Origin of the sequence: Pseudoalteromonas holothuriae (assembly GCF_945859825.1) — a bacterium.
In the GTDB taxonomy this organism is placed as follows: domain Bacteria; phylum Pseudomonadota; class Gammaproteobacteria; order Enterobacterales; family Alteromonadaceae; genus Pseudoalteromonas; species Pseudoalteromonas holothuriae.
In genome coordinates, this window is sequence record NZ_CAMAPC010000005.1 from 286,474 (window position 1) to 305,482 (window position 19,009).

At 37.7% G+C, this 19,009-nt stretch carries 16 protein-coding genes, 1 tRNA gene, 1 rRNA gene and 1 pseudogene; 2 read left to right on the top strand and 17 right to left on the bottom strand.

Annotated elements, in window-relative coordinates:
• Positions 1–132 precede the first annotated feature (132 nt).
• The 16 genes from OCI93_RS09280 to OCI93_RS09355 all read right to left on the bottom strand — a co-directional run bounded on the left by OCI93_RS09280 (position 133) and on the right by OCI93_RS09355 (position 16,760).
• The gene (locus tag OCI93_RS09280; protein WP_261626259.1) at positions 133–2,166 is read right to left on the bottom strand and encodes a secretin N-terminal domain-containing protein; all 2,034 of its coding nucleotides are present in this window, start codon (positions 2,164–2,166) and stop codon (positions 133–135) included.
• Between the two features lies 1 nt (position 2,167).
• Positions 2,168–2,587 (bottom strand): hypothetical protein, encoded by a 420-nt coding sequence (locus OCI93_RS09285; RefSeq protein WP_261626260.1) that lies wholly within the window; start codon positions 2,585–2,587, stop codon positions 2,168–2,170.
• Between the two features lie 85 nt (positions 2,588–2,672).
• The gene (locus OCI93_RS09290) at positions 2,673–3,236 is read right to left on the bottom strand and encodes a hypothetical protein (RefSeq protein WP_261626261.1); all 564 of its coding nucleotides are present in this window, start codon (positions 3,234–3,236) and stop codon (positions 2,673–2,675) included.
• On the bottom strand, positions 3,236–4,327 hold the full coding sequence (locus OCI93_RS09295; protein ID WP_261626262.1) for a hypothetical protein: 1,092 nt from the start codon (positions 4,325–4,327) through the stop codon (positions 3,236–3,238). The genes OCI93_RS09290 and OCI93_RS09295 overlap by 1 nt, the downstream gene beginning before the upstream one ends.
• A 2-nt stretch (positions 4,328–4,329) precedes the next feature.
• Positions 4,330–5,196, bottom strand: a complete 867-nt coding sequence (locus OCI93_RS09300) for a general secretion pathway protein GspK (RefSeq protein ID WP_261626263.1) — start codon at positions 5,194–5,196, stop codon at positions 4,330–4,332.
• The gene (locus OCI93_RS09305) at positions 5,193–5,888 is read right to left on the bottom strand and encodes a PulJ/GspJ family protein (RefSeq protein ID WP_261626264.1); all 696 of its coding nucleotides are present in this window, start codon (positions 5,886–5,888) and stop codon (positions 5,193–5,195) included. The genes OCI93_RS09300 and OCI93_RS09305 overlap by 4 nt, the downstream gene beginning before the upstream one ends.
• Positions 5,881–6,309, bottom strand: coding sequence for a PulJ/GspJ family protein (locus OCI93_RS09310; protein ID WP_261626265.1), 429 nt, complete (start codon positions 6,307–6,309; stop codon positions 5,881–5,883). Before OCI93_RS09310 ends, OCI93_RS09305 begins: the two co-directional genes overlap by 8 nt.
• A complete protein-coding gene (locus tag OCI93_RS09315; RefSeq protein WP_261626266.1) occupies positions 6,302–6,736 on the bottom strand; it encodes a pilus assembly FimT family protein in 435 nt (144 codons plus the stop codon). The genes OCI93_RS09310 and OCI93_RS09315 overlap by 8 nt, the downstream gene beginning before the upstream one ends.
• 6 nt (positions 6,737–6,742) lie before the next feature.
• Positions 6,743–7,942: a type II secretion system F family protein gene (locus OCI93_RS09320; protein WP_261626267.1), complete on the bottom strand. Its 1,200-nt coding sequence runs from the start codon at positions 7,940–7,942 to the stop codon at positions 6,743–6,745.
• Complete coding sequence (locus tag OCI93_RS09325; protein ID WP_261626268.1) at positions 7,942–9,594, bottom strand: GspE/PulE family protein; 1,653 nt, start codon at positions 9,592–9,594, stop codon at positions 7,942–7,944. Before OCI93_RS09325 ends, OCI93_RS09320 begins: the two co-directional genes overlap by 1 nt.
• On the bottom strand, positions 9,594–10,019 hold the full coding sequence (gspG, locus tag OCI93_RS09330; protein WP_261626269.1) for a type II secretion system major pseudopilin GspG: 426 nt from the start codon (positions 10,017–10,019) through the stop codon (positions 9,594–9,596). The genes OCI93_RS09325 and gspG overlap by 1 nt, the downstream gene beginning before the upstream one ends.
• 13 nt (positions 10,020–10,032) lie before the next feature.
• The gene (wecA, locus tag OCI93_RS09335; protein ID WP_261591870.1) at positions 10,033–11,094 is read right to left on the bottom strand and encodes a UDP-N-acetylglucosamine--undecaprenyl-phosphate N-acetylglucosaminephosphotransferase; all 1,062 of its coding nucleotides are present in this window, start codon (positions 11,092–11,094) and stop codon (positions 10,033–10,035) included.
• 74 nt (positions 11,095–11,168) lie between these two features.
• Positions 11,169–12,122 carry a Wzz/FepE/Etk N-terminal domain-containing protein gene (locus tag OCI93_RS09340; RefSeq protein ID WP_261591869.1) on the bottom strand — a complete coding sequence of 318 codons (954 nt, stop codon included), beginning with the start codon at positions 12,120–12,122 and terminating at the stop codon, positions 11,169–11,171.
• Between the two features lie 206 nt (positions 12,123–12,328).
• Entirely contained in the window at positions 12,329–15,022 is a 2,694-nt protein-coding gene (locus OCI93_RS09345) for a polysaccharide biosynthesis/export family protein (RefSeq protein WP_261626270.1), read from the bottom strand.
• Between the two features lie 106 nt (positions 15,023–15,128).
• Positions 15,129–15,923, bottom strand: a complete 795-nt coding sequence (locus tag OCI93_RS09350; RefSeq protein ID WP_261626271.1) for a DUF481 domain-containing protein — start codon at positions 15,921–15,923, stop codon at positions 15,129–15,131.
• Between the two features lie 21 nt (positions 15,924–15,944).
• Positions 15,945–16,760, bottom strand: coding sequence for a mechanosensitive ion channel family protein (locus OCI93_RS09355; protein WP_261591866.1), 816 nt, complete (start codon positions 16,758–16,760; stop codon positions 15,945–15,947).
• Positions 16,761–16,939: 179 nt separating this feature from the next.
• Between OCI93_RS09355 and OCI93_RS09360 the strand changes: the two genes are divergently transcribed.
• Together OCI93_RS09360 and OCI93_RS09365 are read left to right on the top strand one after the other, a co-directional pair.
• Positions 16,940–17,015: transfer RNA gene (locus tag OCI93_RS09360), tRNA-His, on the top strand.
• 271 nt (positions 17,016–17,286) lie between these two features.
• Positions 17,287–18,236: pseudogene (locus OCI93_RS09365) on the top strand (IS630 family transposase); the annotation flags it as partial.
• Positions 18,237–18,655: 419 nt separating this feature from the next.
• On the opposite strand, the gene rrf reads toward OCI93_RS09365, so the two are convergent.
• Positions 18,656–18,769, bottom strand: a 5S ribosomal RNA gene (rrf, locus tag OCI93_RS09370).
• Positions 18,770–19,009 lie beyond the last annotated feature (240 nt).

A 19,009-nucleotide genomic window follows, 5' to 3' on the forward strand; every position in this document is an offset into this window, starting at 1 on the left:
ACCATAAACTTATCGTAACAACATTGCAAAAATACTACAAGAGATGCCACATAGAGCAAAACTGGCTGGATTATACTTAATCCTAAATTTCAGTCAAACAAAAAGTATATTTATCACTATATCAATGTCAAGTTAATTTTCGACTTTAAGATATTGAAATCTTCCAATAAACTCTTTTTTAACTGCACGCCAAGCATCTCCATTTTCGATTATTTTTGGCGTTACCATTACTATCAACTCAACTTTATCATTACTCTTTTCTGTTGAATCAAATAGCTTCCCCAAAATAGGGATTGATGAAAAGCCAGGCACAGCTCTATCACTAATTGAGTTATTCTCTCTCATTAACCCCCCTAGCACTACGGTTTGTCCACTTTCAGCTACCACCTCAGTCTCAATAGTTCTTTCCGCAACAATAGGTGCCCCTTCTAGTTCACTGCTTGTAGGGCTAGTACTACTTATCCGTTGTGAGATTTCCATAATCACAACGCCCTGTGCATTTATTGTTGGGGTAACACTTAGCTGAACACCGGTTTTTCTGTATTCAATAGATGTTTGAGAGCCATTTACAGGATCTGTAACAATTTTACCAATTGTAGGGATATCATCACCTGCAACAATACTAGCAGTTACGCCATCACGTACCACAATCGATGGACGTGATAAAATTTCCAAATTAGTATCACTTTGCAACATATTAAGCGTAATATCACCGCTGGCTCCTTTGAGAATATAATTCAGTCCAGAACCACCAACCTCAAACTTACCGGCACCAACAATATTAGCTGATTGATCATTCCTTAATGTAAAATTAACTCCTCGAGAAAACTTACCGTTTAGCTGTATTTCAGCTATAACCACCTCTAACATGACTTGCTTTGGCATAACATCCAGCCTTTTTATTAAAGGTAATATCTGCCTGTATTTCTCACCTGCGCTTTCAATTATTAAACTATTCGATCTTTCATCAATCACCATTCGCATGTCTTTGTTTGATGCTGTTAGAGGTGCTTTTGAAGATTTATTATTTACACTGTCATTTTGAGAAGCTGCACTTGTGCTGCTAGACACCCCTGTTGCTCCCCCGATTAACAACTGCAAGCTCTGTCCTAAATCAGTAGCTCTGGCAAACTTAGGTTGATAAATATGATACATTCGCTCATTACCAGCACTTGGTTTATCTAGCTCGTGTACCCAGTGTTCCACTCTTTTCAGCGCTTCAAGTTCATTTGCGAATGCGATCAACTTACCTGCTCGTTCGAGCATAACGAAGGAAACTGCACGTCCAGATTGCCCATCAACGGTAGTAGATATGCCTTCTTCAGCGAGTAACTTCTGTAGCTCATCAGTCAACTCTTTAACACTGCTATAAACTGGTTGATAAGAAGCAATTTGTTTATTCACAAGACTAGGCATATCTAACATTGAGATAAAATCTAATGCCTTTAAAACCTCTTGTCGTTTCCCTCGAACTAATAGCGCGTCATTCTGACTTGCAGGAGAAACTTGAACATTAAATAGTTGATTTAAGGTAGGTACAAGTGTGTATTGGGTACCATATCTAAAAGGTATATATTGAATTATATCAAAAGCAGTTTCGGGCACTGAACTAACACTGTTGCCATAACCATATGCTACATTTGCTTTACCACCTTGCTCAGCCTTATGCACATAATAAATTCCATCATTGAAGCGCACGATATAACCTTTTTGATTTAGGAGTTCTTCACTTAGACTAAATAGCTTCCTTTTAGATACTTTCTTTTGCAAATTTAGGGTAAATAGCTGTGAATCAGAATTAGCAGCATCACCTAAAATATAACTAACCCCGAGTAACTCTCCAAATACATAGTGCAAAAAGTCTTTTACAGCCAGATTATCAGAGCTCATCTTTATCGTATCAACATTACTAAACTGAGTAAGAAGTGTTTGCTGATTTACCTCCATTAAGTGCGAACTGGAGTTTGTTAAATAATTGAAAGCATTTTGCTGTTGAACCTTTACTTGTGCAGACTCTTGAATATCCGTTTTTTTTTCTAAAGATTTTGAATTTCTAGCGTCTAAGTAAGAGGGTTTAACTGAAAAAGGAGTGCTTTTCGTTGTTTGGCAGCCAGTAAGTACAACCATTGACAGCACGGCTAATGAACATAATAATTTTGATGGCATGTTAAACATTCTCTTTTTTCTTAGGCTGATACATCATTAAATTGATAGACGTTTCATCATTTGATAATGCAACTTTAGTTTGTGACTCTATAGTCATGTAAAGCCCCACAATACTGCTATTTGTTTCTACTTTTACTAGCTCTTGCTCCCCAGTTTTTAAGTCCACCACGCTAATTAGAGCATAGGGTTTACCGCTACTTCTGACGATAGCCTTAAGCTCTAGTTGCTTGTTCTTAATGAGCGCTTTTTTATGGCTACCCGAGCTTTGCTCTTGAGTATTACGTGTATCATTTGCATTACCACTTTCCTTTTCATCAAAAAAAGGGCTGTAAGCTAGAGTCAATAGTTGCGACTTATCCGTGTGGAGTAAATTCAATCGATTGGAATGAATTGATGGCTTATTTTCACCAATAGGCATCATATCACTATTGATTGGTGACAAAACCCTGACAAAAAAATCATAAGAGCATATAAGTAATATTATCAGAAAAAGTATATTCCTAAACCTACTCATCAATCCTCTCCAAATAGTAATTCAATGTCATGGTTCCTTGCATAGTTCCTAACATACTACCACGAGAGTTTATATCAAAGTTAAATGACTCAACCCCTACTTTAGTTTTATTCTCTAATTCATTAAAAAGCTTAATCATTTCAATACTGCTGGCCCTCAAACGAATGTCAGCCACTAACTTTTTAATCTTCACGCCATCAAAGTAAATAACTGGCTGCCAACCTATAGAGCTTAAATTTGCATTATGCTTTGCAAATAGCTGCTCCAACTCCTTTTGCCGTGACAATTTAAATTGAACATCAGTTTCAAAATTAAAAAGCAACTGCTCTGCCCTCTCAAGCTCTGTATCCAAAGTTGCTAAATGCAGCTGATTTTTTTCCTCATTTGCAATTACTCTAGCAATTTTAGCGGTACGTAAGGTTAATTGTTTATTATCATCAATAACAGAGTTTTGCCAATCATAAATTGGGACGATAAAGAACTTAGCTATCAGCAATGATGCTAAAATACTTAAGAGTATTGGATATTGTTGTAACTGAGCTTTGAGCTTATCCATCACTCTCCTCCTTGTTTTAATGTAAAACTAATCACAAAGATTTCCCGGTCACGGCTCTTTCTTGTTGGGTAATCAAATTGCGCTTCAGCTACCATAGAGTGTTCTAACAACAATGTTAATATTTCTGTCGACTTGCTCGCATTACCTCTTAATACATAACGCCCAGTTTTTCCTACTCGAATATTTGTTAGGTTAGTTTTCGGTAATATATCTACAAGCACTAACCAAAATTGATTATGCTCCGATAATTCGCCACTCAAACTAATCATCCCACGATAGCGCTGCTCAAGAGTATCTACTTCACTTTGCAACGCCAAAGCTTCAGATACTTCACTCTGGTAAGCTTCTATCTTTGATCGGAGGTCGGTATTTTGCCATTGCAAAAACAGGCTACTTAAAAGTAAATAAACAATAAATGCTATGCTCATAGGGAGTAAGAGTTTTACAGATAAATTAATACCCGTATCACTCTTTAAGCCTTTAAAAAAAGCCTTCCATTTTAGCAATGGAAGTTTCATAGCACCTTGAAATAAGCTGTATGCAAGCTTTTCTTCTTCAATTACTTTGATATCCCCTTGAAACTGGTAACCTATTGATTGCAGAAATCGAGCTTCATTTGATATCAATGCACTTTGTTTGCTCGAGTAAACCCCTTCATCACATGCAAACGCAAAGACTGGCTGATCGCCATTGATTTTAATAACTTGCCTTGGTTCTGCCAATTGAGTTAAAAGTATGGTTTCAGGTACGATAAAAAAAGAGTTTGGAACACATGTGCTTATCCTCCACTCGACATAATGTGTACTGCCACTTCGCCTATTAATAAGTAATGCAGATAAGCTTGAGTCTTCTGCTTTTTCTAAATCCAGTAGTTTATCAAATTGCCTCTTATCATCAAAAGGGAGGGTTTTTATAGCTTCTTTATAATACTTTCGATTTACTATTATTAACTTAGGTGCAAAACTGTCTTTAGCAGAAATAAAAGACAGTTTCCCTTCTTTTCGCTCGAACCGATATAAATTACCATCATAATAACCAACATTAGGTAACGCTAAAGCTTGAAATAAGCGAGACAACGATTTAATGGACATGGTTATTCCTTAATATATATAGGAGTATATGGGGAGGACGGCACCGATGCATAGGGATCGAATTTGACTGTCCAGTTGTGTTTAAGGCGCACCTCACCTACCCTACTTGAAATAATAATTTGTAAGTTATGTGAAGGGAAAATAAAAACACCATCCGACTCCTCAATACCCGTTTGACGCTTAAAACTATCTTTTGTTGTAGTTGATAACCTTCTTAATTCGATGATTTTTGATGAGACGCGTTGACCATATAAAGCCGCTAAAAGTTCAGGGCTAGCATTCATAGGGTTGAATGAACTACGTCTAAACAAAGTTATATTAGGCAGTAATTTTTTGGCGATTTGTTGCTCTAAACCTAGTTTTTGAATTTCACTTTTATCACTAAGCGGACCATTTCGGTTGGTTTTACCAAATAATAAACGCTCAGGCCTCCCGAAGTCATCGATAATATCAGTATCCTGATAGTCTAACAAGTCAGACACCCAGTTACTTGCAGCTTGTTCATCCATACCTGAATGTTTAAGAAAAGCAATGAGACGCGCGCGCTCTGGATATCGAATATTTATTCGTGAAGCTAGATCATACATTTGTACAGTAACTCCAGGTGCAAGTTCAAACGAATCACCAAAGAAGTTCCACTGATAGGGGTCATTATCTTGAGGCACTAACGATTTTTGATTTGTGAGCAAATCAAAAAACAGCTTTTGACGCGCACCATGAAGTAGTACTAAAGCCTCGGCCCTATCGGAAGTTAACTGGCTAATTCCAACCTGATTTTTAGCAACACCAGAAAAGTAAAGTGCAACAATTGTCAAAATCGCACTAAAAAGCAATATTTGGATCAGCGCAATACCTTTTTGATACATCATTGCACCTCAGAAAAGTAGGCCGACAGTTCTTTAAAGGAATCGGTATCATAGACACCACTAAAGGTAAGTGACCCTAGCTTGCTGAAGAGCATCACTTCAATAGATTGTGGCATTAATTGACTATCTATTCCTGAATAAGTTTGAAATGTACTTTTTTTTGGTACAGGCTGACTTGCTCTATCTTTTAGGCTATGCCAACCAACATATTTAAATTCCAACTTACTTAAACCATCGTGCATTACTAAAGTATTAACAAACTCAATTTCTTGATCTGTTCCAACTAACAGCACTTCATCCATAGGACTACTTTGATATATTAAACGAAATGTACCATCTCCATTGCTCTGCAATGTAAGTCTAAAAATTTCAGGGCTACTATCATCAAATAAGCCGTTTCTGGTTACAGCTAGAAGGCTTTGCTCTCCTCCGATAAAAAAGAAAGAAGGGGTCCCCTTAGTATCAACAACCACATATGGGAATATGCCACGTATAACACTCTGTAATAAAGTATTACTATGGTATTGCTGGTAACTCCTATCAAATTGTTGCAACCCTTTTTGCCAACGTTGCATCAATATTTGATAGCTCAGCGTAGCGGTACCAATTAGCATGGCTAAAATTGTCAACGAAATCATTAACTCAATAAGACTAAAACCGATTTGTTGGCTGCGTGTATACATTTTATTAGGCATCTAGCCAACCCAACTGTGTGAAAGTAAAACTCTTATTCGTATTATTATAACTAAGCTGCAAATGAATACGCCAAAGCTTATATTTCAGAGGTAGTTCTATATATTCCCCACTATCAGGGTTAAACCTGTCTGGTGCAGCACGAAAGTCAATTAGGCTAGCACTAACCTCAAACTTGACTTGATTGCTTTGACCTTCAAAAGTTAAATTCTCTTGATTGGTACTACTCATTGCCCTAACTTGTGTTTCTATTTGCTCTAACAGTGGTTGAACTTGGGCATTAATCTGCAAATGTTCAGCGGCTTTAGTGCTAGATAAAATAGCCCCGCGATATACCATACTAACTGTTGATAGCACCGCAAACAAGATAACACTCGCTACCATTATCTCTACTAATGTAAAGCCCAAGCTTTTGCTATTCATTGTTGCCTCTGGATTTGACAATATCCTGCTTACTACCTGTAATAAGTTCTATAACATCAATTTCAGAGTCTCTATTTCGGTAATTGACGACAACGATTTTTCTTTGAGTAAGGCCTTTACTATTAAATTCAAATTTTTGTGGTTTAAAAGAAACCAACTCAAAGTTCATTTGTTTTAGTAATTGAACATTGTCAACTTTTAAGATCTTAATTTCACTACCCGATAGCTCTATCTCAAGTTTTTCTCCGAGTAAAAAGGCTTTCTGGCTAGCGCTAGCAAGCACTCTTTTAACCTCCATCACCTCGGATTTTGCTTGCGAACGAGACAAACTTTCAAAAGCTAAAGGTCCAACAAGAGATGTGAGTAGTGCAACGATCATCATGACAATCATCAATTCAATTAATGTAAAGCCATTGATATGCTTCATTATCTATTAAAAGCCTATATCATTGAGTGAGACCATGCTTAATAGCATAATAACAACAACACTGCCTACAAACCCTCCCATAAAGAGAATCATTAAAGGTTCAATTAATGTTGTCATACGGGTCGTCCAAGATTCAAAGTCTTGACGAGAACGATTAGCTATTTCTTCAAATACTCGTTCAAGGTTACCCGACTCTTCACCAACCTCAAGTAAAGAGACAAAAAAATCTGGGTATAGTGAAGTTTGCCTTAATGCCAAGGCTAAAGCACTACCTTGCTTAACTTTTGTCCTAGCAATCTCCAACTCTCTGCGAAGTAAATGATTTTTTACGTTACCTGAGCTTAACGCTAACGCTTTATCAATTGGAACTCCTGATTTAATCATCATAGATAAACCTGAGTTAAACCTAATTCGCTCAATTGTTGTTACCGCGTTTTGGATGATGGGAAGTTTCAGCGACACTCTTTGCCACCACTGGATAAACCCAGCTTGTTTAGAGCCATATAACAGACCGATACTTCCCAGAAAAATTGCAAATATCAAATAGCTTTGATTAGCAGTCATCCAATTACTCGCACCAAGCATAAGTTCAGTGTACCAGGGTAATTCTTGTGCATCAGAAAACATAATTGACATTTTCGGAATAATAACATTAAAAATAAAGAACACACTTAGTAAACAAACTGCGAGTATGACAAGCGGATAAGTTAACGAACCAATTATTTTACTTCGTAGATCACGTTTAAACTTTAGGTCTTTAGCCAAGTCAGAAAATATTTCACTTAAGTTTCCAGACTCTTCTCCTAGCTCAATTAAGTTGCAATACAGAGGGTCAAATATGTCTGGTTGTGCTCGGAATGCACTTGATAAAGAGTTCCCTTTTTTTAACTCACTATTCAAGTCTCGCAGCATATTTGCAAGTGCAGGTTTAGCTTTAGTCCTTCTAATAATGTCAATACCTTTGTCAATTCTAACGCCGGATTGCAAAAGTAAACTTAATTCAGCTGTTAAAAACTCTAAATCGGCAAGCGAGACTTTGCTACTAAATTGCAAAATAGACTTTTGTGACTGAAACGCTTTAATTTCAGTAATCAGTAATCCTTGCTGCTTTAGCTGTGTTAAAGCATGTTGCTTATCTTTCGCTTCAATTTGTCCATCCGATTTTGCACCTGAGCTGTCAAAAGCTTTGTAGTCAAAGAGATCCATTAACCAGCAACCCGTAACACTTCATCGATTGTTGTCAAACCTTGTGCAGCTTTATAGAGTCCATCTTCTAATAAAGTTCGTCGATTTAGCGTCTCATTATGATGCTTCGCTTGACTAATAAAGTCAGCGTTTTTCGGCAATGACTTTATCGTATTGTCACAATTTAAATACTCTGTAACAGCCATTCTCCCTTTATAGCCAGTGTTGGAGCATACATCACATCCTTTACCTTTACGCAAATCAACATGAGATAAACCATACTTTTGTATAAACTCTTGTAAACCATACTCTTCAATTAACGCTTGCTTATCGGGATGTGGTATACTACACATACTACAAATTTTACGAGCTAGACGCTGTGCAACCACCGAGACAAGTGCAGCATTAAGTAAAAACTCTTCTACACCTAAATCTAATAATCGAGTGTAAGCACTCGCTGCATCATTAGTATGAACAGTACTAAATACCAAATGACCAGTCAGTGCTGACTGAAGTGCAATTTGCGCAGTTTCCTTATCACGGATTTCACCTAGCATGATCACGTCAGGGTCTTGACGCACAATTGAACGCAGACCAGCAGCAAAATCGAATCCTATCTCACTATTTACTTGTACTTGATTGATTCCTGGAAGCTGATACTCAACGGGGTCTTCTAAAGTAATAATTTTAACGTCTTCGTTATTCAATGCATTTAAGAACGTATAGAGCGTCGTTGTTTTTCCGGAACCTGTTGGGCCGGTTAACAAAACAACCCCAGCCGTGGATTTGATATCCTTCTTTATCATGCCTTCAATATCTGTTGATAAGCCTAATATTGACATATCGTATTGCACATTATCTTTACGTAAGAAACGCATAACAATTGACTCACCATCATTTAGAGGCAATGCAGAGACACGTATATCAATCTCTTGATTGGCAATTTTAGTTTCTATCTTTCCGTCTTGAGGCCTTCTTTTTTCCGCAATATCCATCCCAGACAATATTTTTAAACGTGTTACCAAGGGCATTTGCATCTTTGGTGCCAGACGCTCAACCTCATGTAAAACCCCATCAATACGATAACGAACGCGATAGCGGCCTTGATAAGGTTCCAAATGCATATCGGATGCCCCCTGCCTTAAAGCTTTAGCCATCAAAGAGTTTAGTAAGTTAACGACCGGTGCTTCAGATGCAAGCTCTTTTAGCTTTTCTTCTTCTGCATCACTATACTGCGTGTCATCTGTATCAATTTGAGAATGTCCGTAACTAGGTATTAAACTTTGCAACTGAGATTCATTGGCAATATAAACCGATACCTCTAGGTTGTTTTGTTGCACCCATTCATTCATTGCTAAATTGAGTGGATAAAGAGCTGCAAATATCCAATGATTTTCTCTTATTTCAAGCGGAAGCCAATCTTGACTCTGTAAAAACTGAAATTCATCCACACCAATAGATGGCAACTTTTTATCAAGCCAACTTTCTAGCTCAAGTAAGGGTAAATCTAAAAGCTTTGATAGAAAAAGTGGAACTTCTTCATCAGAAAGGCTTCCCATGTTGACCAAGATATGCTCCAAACGACCATTGTGCTTTATTTGATAATTAGTCGCTTTTTCAATATCTTGTTCAGAAACTCCAAATTGAGACTTTAATATAGATTTAGCATTCATTATTTATGCATTATATCTTTATTACTATCTTCACCACCTTGCTTACCATCAGCACCATAAGACATCAGCAAATATGGGGCGCCATCGTTACCAGGTACTTTATATATGTATGGATTACCCCAAGGATCTAATGGAATATCTTTCGGTAAGTAAGGACCATCCCAACGAGGGTGTTCACCTTTTCTTAGTGCATCAAGTGTTTGGGGGTACTGACCGATATCTAAGCGGTATGTATCCAATGCTGTTTCAAAGGCTGACATTTGTGTCGCAGCAACCCCCCTTTCTGCAGTACCAAGCTTATTAAAAAATTTAGGAGCAACTAACGACGCTAACAACCCTAAAATAACTATTACAATCAATAGCTCCATCATCGTGAAGCCTGCTTGTTTATTATTTTTTTTATCTTTACTGCATTTAAATTGCATATTTGACTACCAGTTACTTTTTAATAAATACGTATTTGCGTAAAAACCTTGCTACGCGCCATGCATGCTGTATACAGGCAGAGTAACAAACAAACACCATAAGGAACACTAACAACATTGCCCACTCTGGTACTTCTAGTAACTCACCAGTAACACCAATTGCAGCTAAGCTCATTGCGAAGAATGAAATACTTGCCAAAGCTCTTCTTGGGCTAAACCCTATACGCATAAACACATGATGCAAATGGTCTCTATCAGCCATAAAAGGAGATTGCCCTTTTTTCACTCGTCTAACAATAATAGCCATCATATCCATTAAAGGTACTGCTATTATCCATAGCGCTGTTACAGGACTAAAGGCATTATTAGTATGTGACTGACTGGATATCATTAATAGCCAAACAACGCTCAAACCAATAAACATGGAGCCTGCGTCTCCCATGAAAATCTTTTTATTTCTGTGGCCTTTAACACCTAAATTAAACGCGAGATAAGGCACTATGGTCGCAATTATAATTAGAGGTAATACACTCAGCTCACCACCATTTACTGCCATAAGAAACAAAATAGCAGTAAAAGTAATAATACTCATTGCCCCAGCTAATCCATCAATGCCATCTATCATGTTAAAAGCATTAATTGCAGCAATAACTGCAACGACTGTAAACGGTATTCCCCAAATGCCTAGCTCTATATCACCAAGGCCAATCACGTTTCCTAAGTTATGAATGTAGGCATCCGAACCCCACATCATCAATAGCGCAACGACCGCTTGGACACAGAGGCGAATTTTCACCCCTAACTGCCTATAATCGTCAATCACACCCAACAGAACAATTGCAGCAGCACAGATTAAATATACAATTAAGCGCTTCTCCATGGGGAGAAACACTAAAATTGAAATTAAAACGGCTAGAAAAATAGAGACACCACCAATTAAAGGAATCGCCCCCACATGCTTCTTTCTACTACATGGCACATCAACTAAACCAACCCTTTCAGCTAATGGCTTTACCATAAAAATAGTGCAATAAGATGCAAAAAAAGCAAAAAATATGACCATACAGATCCACATATCCTCAGTGACTCACTAATACCAACGCGAGATTATAGCGCGTTTGAAAAATAAAAAGAATTATCAATAACATTTTATAACATTTCTCTTTGCTTCGTTTTGATTATTACAAAGTACCTAAACAAAACGATAGTTACAGCGAGAAACAAGCCAAAAAAGCTAAAGCCAATACAAATAAGCGCTCGCTTAGGGTCTGATTTTTGTTCAGGTACAACCGCAGGATCTATTACTTTAAACACGTATTGAGCTTGAGTTTTCGCTAGCATCTTTGTTTGCTCTTGTTGTTCAATTAACTGATAAAATATACGTTGCATATCTGCAACTACGGTTTCCTCTAAGGCGCTTTTAAGGTACTCAATTTTACCTTCAGCTTCAGTAATATCGTTTTGCTTCATATACAAATTAATTTCAAGTACGAGGTGTTCAACAATGAACTTAGCAAGCTCAGGTGAAAAGTGCGATATTGATAGCCTGACTATCCCTTTCTTTTTTTCTTCACTAATTTCAATATTATTCGCCATCATATAATCAAATACTTCTTGCGCACTAGGTTCTATTTGCATTGGAGCTTTGACTTGTCTCAGCCACTGTTTAGTTTCAGTGTCATATAACTTATCTTTAAATAGAATCGTGTTACTCGATAAATCCCAACCCTTTGATGCTAATAACTTTGCTTTTAAATCGTATTTTTCGACAAATGAATTTAAAAACGCTCGACTTTGCATAATTTCGAGTGCCAGCCCAGCGTTATTGCTAGTACCACCACCAATGTTAATCCCCGCCATTGCAGCAACACCGCCAAACTCCGACTTTAAACCAGATAGCATACCGCCCTGCTCACTCTCTACTGGTGCAAGTATTGTCGTTGCTCTATAAACATTGGGTAAAGATAAAGCATAAAAAACCCCTGCTACCGAAAATATTATGGATACAAAAATAATTAGCAGCTTTCCTTGCCATAACGCCGACAAAATTTCTGTAAAGTCAACTTCATGACGCTTGACAATCATTGCTTCATTTAATTCCAAACCAATTTACCCTAGTTATTATAATCTCACTCTCAAAATAGAGGTGGTCTAAGTCATCAGTACTGCCACTTGTGTATAGTGATTGCTGTCGCACCGCTCATTAACATACTAATTTCATAAAATTTCTTGTCATACACTATTTTATTTTATAAAAATAAAATAGTGTAACTTTAAACCTCACCGTAATATACACAAATTAACTCACTTTAAAATGAGCTAATTGCTGCTGCAGCTACACCTATTTGATAAACAATCTGTGTTGCTGTACTCCATAAAGTAAGTTCGTCCATGTATTCAGAGTCTAATGGCACCACAATTGTATCACCGGGTTCAATCTCAGTATTATTTGCAACTGCAAACCAAGACCCTCTTTTAGGTACCCTTACAGAGCCATCGGCCTTAATGATATAAATACGCTCATCATCCGCTCTTTGCTTCAACCCACCACTTATTTTCAAATAGCTTTCAAGGGTTTGGGTTTCTTCGTATAAATGCGCTGTTGCGACATTCACCTCCCCAACAACACTGACTGTATGCTGTTGAGTAGGGATATAAAGAGTGTCATTATCACGTAATTCAATCTTTTGCTGCCCTTCTATAACCTCATCGAGATTAATAACCAATCGGCCAAGCGCATCTATTTTCGATAAATCCCCAAGTAATCTATCCATATCTGCATAACTCAATTTTGAGCTTGTGATTGAGCTCTGAAAGCTACTCGATGCAATATCTCTTCGTAACCTTGCTGATAATTCATTAATCTGCTTCTGCTCATTTTGACGAATTGCTTCACGTGTAAAGATCGCACCTCTAGCAAAAGCATAATCCGTAATTCCGCCAGCTCGCCTAATAACATCTTGAAGCGTCTCACCTCTTTTTATACTGTACGTACCCGGAAACTTAAATTCACCGACTAAATTAACTTTATAGCTTTGTTGCCAATTTGGCTTTGGCAAAATATTAATCGAATCCTTACTCTGTATTCTGGTAGAGCTGTTACCTTTCCCAAGTTCTTCTGATAATGCTAAGTTTATATGCTCAACACGTGCACCTTTACCTGTAACAAAGCGAGTAATCTCCGCAATCTCTGTAAAGGCCGATTCTTTTAAACCGCCAGCAGCAGCTACTGCATTTTCAATTGTCGAATTAACTGGTAATGGATAAACTCCTGGATACCGGACTTCACCGCTTATATTGTATATCTTCAGCCCATTGCTTGCACTAGCTTGTTGTTGCAAACGCAACAGTAAGGGTTCGAGCAATTTTCGACGGCTGAATACTGCATATTCGTCTTCATCTAATTCGCTTTTCTGTCCTCTGAGAATATCATCAATATTCTTGCCTGCTGAATCATTAGCTTGTTGGCCTTCTTGCAATTGCTTATCCAATTCAGCTGCAAGGTTAATAAACTCATAGAACTGAGTTTGCTCATAATCTTGCCAAAGTGCTATTTTATCATTTAATTTTAATTCATCTTTAGTAACTGCTAATTTCACAAGCTGCTTTTCTTCTAATTCTTGCTCTTCAAAGCGACTAAAAATCAAAATACTATCACGAGGCTCAAGCTTCAAATCAAAGCCATCTGCTTTTTGCAACGCTTGAAAAGGTGAAAACTGATGTACCTCCAGCATGCCAGTTGTGCCTTTTTCTCGAAGAAGAAGTCCGTAGGAGTAATCAGCGATGGGGAGTAAATCAGCCCTAATAGAGGTAATAACATCTGAAATTTTGCTATTTTCATGCCACGCATAACGGCCAGGATATGTTACAGCACCAATTAACGTTATTGCATTATCAAATTCATTTGAAGAGTTAGGAATATAAACCTTATCTCCAGCTTGTAGTGGTATTTTTCTTTTTGCTAAATCAGCTTTAACAACAGTTTTTAAGCTATTGCCGGAAAACCTTTCGATTACCGTTTTTGAAGTTTGCGCCCCTGGCTTTTCCCCACCTGACATAACCAACAAAGAGCCCATATCTTCAGACTCAGTTAATTCATAAATAGCTGGCCTAAGTACAGCTCCTGAAATACTAACTTGCTTTCCAACTGGTGGAACAAAAATAACATCGCCACTTTCTAATAATTTATCCTGTGAATTATCACCTGATAGCAATAAATCGTATAAATCTAACTTAGTATTTACTTTTGAACTGCGCTTTAACTGAATATGTCTCAAGGAACCTATTTCAGTTATCCCTCCGCTAGCAAAAATGGCATGAGTAATTGATGATAATGCAGGTAAGCTATATGAACCAGGGTATTTAACTTCGCCAACTAAAACCACTCGAACAGGTTTTAGCTCTACTATAGCAATATGCGCCTCTACCCCAATAATTTTTTGAGACACTCGTTTTTCAACCAAACTTTTCACTTCAGCAAAAGTCATCCCCATTACTCTAACAGGACTTAACAGAGGTAATGGTAAGGACCCTTCAGAATCGACCTCTATTGTCATGTCTAAGCTTTCTTTGCCAAAATACGAAATATTAAATTTATCACCAGCTCCCACATTATATGTACTCGGAACAGTCGCTGTATCTGAGGGTAAAAAGTTATCATTCGCTTCAGCGAACAATTCATAACCAAAAGGCTTTAATTCCTCTTTTTTAGGTTTGAATTTATCCTCCTCTGTAAGCGGTTCTTCATCTAAGTTTCTTTGCAGCTGTCTTTGCTTTATTGTTATGCCTGCATCTTTTTTATCGCTTTGTTGATCTTCAGTATTCAAACCTAAGCTAGATAGATCTATACCGTATTTTTTTGCTAGAGCTTCTTGCTGAGCTTTTGGAAGTCTTTTAAATTGCTCTACTTGCTTTGGGCTTGGTGATACAGCCTGAGCCACCCCCAAATTGAGAACAAATATTGAAAATAGAACAAAAAAGACAGTTAATTTACTTAACTTCACAAATATACCCTTAATGAATGCGCGATTTGACCGACGAATGATACAGCATTTCTAGCGCAAAAAAAATGGGACCACAGGCCCCATTTATGTATAAAAGTGTAATCGGTTAGAAGCTATAGACCAGAGTTAACGATGTTTCTGTATCTGTATTGTCTTTTTCCGGCGATACATCTGAATTATGAATAACATTGTAAGCCACTTTCATTTGCAACGAACCATTAATTTTTGTCATCAATGCTGATTCAGAGGTTGTTTTAGTATTACTTTCACCGTACTCAACAGCCACTAATTGGGTAAAGCGTGCATTTTCAGAAAGCTGCCAATTAAAGTCTAATTTACCCACTCCAATCACTTCACTTTCTGACGTTCCCGCCAAAGCATTTCCATTTTCATCTATCTCAGAACTATCATTTTGATGTTCAAAGCGCTTAACACCAGGGCCCACTTCTGCATTTAAATACATATTTTCATTACTAAACAGTCGTTGACCATAACCCACTGATACAACAGTTTCGTTTCTATATGCACCAAAGTAATCTGATACATAAGAGCCATAAATAAACAAATGACTATGGTCTTCTGTTAGTTTGTAATTACCCTGTGTAGAAAGTGAATACTTTTCGTTAGTGCGCTCTGTAACACGTTCACCAGCGCTATTTTCAATTTCATCTTCTTTATAAATACCACTGAGTTTGTACTCATTGTGCCAATTATCTAGATTATGCTTAGCTTTAATGCCACCTTTTAACGTCGTTGTTTTAGTATTACCGCTGGTAATAATAGCACCAACTTCACTACTTACATCCCACGTTTTCTTTACCTTTTTGGCTTCATCGCTTTGCGCAGATGCTTTGCTGGCTATAATCGTGATTACACACAAGGACAACAGTTTTAATTTCATTACTCAATAACCTTTAAATAATTAGTCTTTATGAAGGTGGACATCCATTTGTGGAAATGGAATATTAATACTGGCTTCATCCAGTGAAATTTTTATATTTTCAACTAAGTCAAAATATGTAGGCCAATAATCAGGCGTTTTCACCCATGGGCGAACAACAAAGTTCACACTAGAATCACCAAGCTCTAGTACAGCTACTGTATAAGCTGGCTCCTTTAGAATACGCTCATCTTGTTCTAACACTGATTTCAATACTTGCTTTGCCTGTTTGAGGTCTGCGTCATAACCCACACCAATAACCAAATCAATACGACGCGTTTTCTCCCTTGAGAAGTTTACTATTGCACCAGACATGATCGAAGAGTTTGGCATTATGATAACTTTATTATCTGGTGTTTTTAACTCTGTAGAAAAAATTTCTATTTTTTGCACACTACCTGCCTTACCACCTGCTTCAATATAATCACCGGCTTTAAAGGGGCGTAGAATAATAATAAGTACACCTGAAGCGAAATTTGATAACGACCCTTGAAGCGCTAAACCAATAGCAAGACCGGCAGCACCTAAAATTGCGATAAAAGAGGTTGTTTCAATGCCAACTTGTGATAACGCCATCAATACGGTGGCTGCAAACACAATTGCGTAGACTATATTGGCAACAAAACCGGCAACTGCTTTATCTATTTTGCGCTTGTCAAAAGCTTTAACCGTTAACCTGTCGCACATTTTTGCGACTTTTATGCCAGTAAACAAAACGAGTAAGGCGATAAGAGCCTGCACCGAAAAGTGAAGTAATAAATCAGAGTTATCATTTAACCATGTAATAGCTGTATCCATAAAGCCTCCTAGGCGTGGTTTTTAATTTTGAGCAGATCATACATAGATTATATGAATATTGTCGGTATGTAAGGATTTTTTTATTTGTGTTTTTTCCATAAAAAACACAAAAACACTTTGCAAGTGTCCAATATTTATGTATTATGCGCGCCACACACTAAATAGGTGTAGTTATTGCGGCGGCTGTAGCTCAGTTGGTAGAGCCCTGGATTGTGATTCCGGTTGTCGTGGGTTCAAGTCCCATCAGTCGCCCCATTTTAAATACCAAATAAATAAAATTGCTAAGCGGTTTTGGTTTATATAAATAAAATGCTTATTTTATGTGCTCTGGCCAACACTAGCAAGACATTACTCCTAAAGTTCCTTCTCTATCTACTCACAACTGAACATTAATAACTTTATGAATCCATTTTAAATTGTAATATCACATATATTCAACAATGCCATTTTTCAAACACTCACGAGTTATACCACCCCGCTTAAATATCTTATCTAATATAGGTTATATAAAATCACCGGTTAAACAATGTTGAACCCAAACCTATCAGAACAGCTTTTAGCACTTTCTCGAAAAGAACCAAATGCACGAAAACGCATGTCATTACTTGCTGTGTCATTATTTTATGAGGGTAATCAAGCGCCTTAACATAGCGCGAAGTAGTGTTAATAAATGGGTTTCTAGTTACTTAGAGCATGGGCTGGATGGCTTAGACAACAAGCCTATTCAAGGGCGTCCATCTAGATTGCAACAAACGCAACTTAAACAGCTCTCTGAATTTATAAAGCGCACGAACATAGAACGTTACATTAACACTTAAATCATGTCTATAAAATACTGAAGCAGCTTGGCTTTAGTTGGCTCACAAGTCGTACGAAACATCCAAAACAATCATTACAAAGCCAAGGAGCTTTTAAAAAACTTCCAACTGGAAACGATCCTTCACACTCCGGGATACCTTCCTCTTGAACGTATCGACGTATGGTTTCAGGATGAAGCACGGTTTGGTCAGCAAAATCCAACTACGCGTATTTGGGCTGAAACAGGCACTCGACCACGGGTTATAAAACAACAGCAGTTTGAGTATGGGTATTTATTTGGTGCAGTCTGCCCAAGCAGAAGCGTTAGTCAGTCCATTCGTAAACAAAGAAGCGATGAGACAACACATGAGTCAGATATCACAAGCTACGCCAGTTGGAAGGCACGCTGTTGTGATAATCGATGGTGCAGGCTGGCACACATATGATACTGCGGCAGAATTTAACAACCTCACGCTAATAAAGCTTCCTCCTTATTCACCAGAGCTAAATCCAATAGAACAAGTATGGAGCTGGATACGACAACATTGTTTATCCAATAGAGTGTTTTCGGGGTATGAAGAAATTGTAGGTGAAGTTTCAAAGGCATGGGATCACTTTATTTCAATACCGGATCGAGTGACGAAGATGTGTAGTCGAGAATGGATAGTGAAAATATCTAATGACAAAGCGCGCAGCGCTTACATTCCATTTACGCAAGGTGAAATGAGCTATTTTAACAACCGCTGATGGAATATCAGACTAACGACTGTGAAGGTCTTCACTTCACCTTGCGCAAATTATCGTGCAAAGGGTTAACGATAGCGAACGCAGTGAGTGCGTTTCCTTTGCGCAAGGTGAAGTAAGTGTAAAAGGTTAGCGACATGAGCGAAGCGAATACGCTCTTTTTACGCAAGGTGCAATGAGCTATTTTAACAACCGCTGAGGGAATATCAGACTAACGACTGTGAAGGTCTTCACTTCACCTTGCGCTAATTCGTCTCTTTATCAATGCCTATACCCTCTGCACTGTACGAGACGATTTGGCACCAACAACAAAAAAGCCCGACTCTTTCGAATCGGGCTTTCTCTTAATTAAATCCTGGCGATGTTCTACTTTCACATGGCAAAGCCACACTATCATCGACGCTGTTTCGTTTCACTTCTGAGTTCGGCATGGGGTCAGGTGGGTCCAAAACGCTATTGTCACCAAGAAAATCTTTTCTGCAAATGCTTTATAACATCAAGCTACGCTTGAACATCTCATTTGCGCAAGGTGAACTCATTTCGCGATATAAATTCGCTCGTCCACCCTGTTTAATTCTTAAAATTCGGAATTCGCTGATAATTCGTAAAAATCTACTCTAGTTAATACTAACTTCTAACAAACAAACCACTTTGGCGTTGTATGGTTAAGCCTCACGGGTAATTAGTACTGGTTAGCTTAACATATC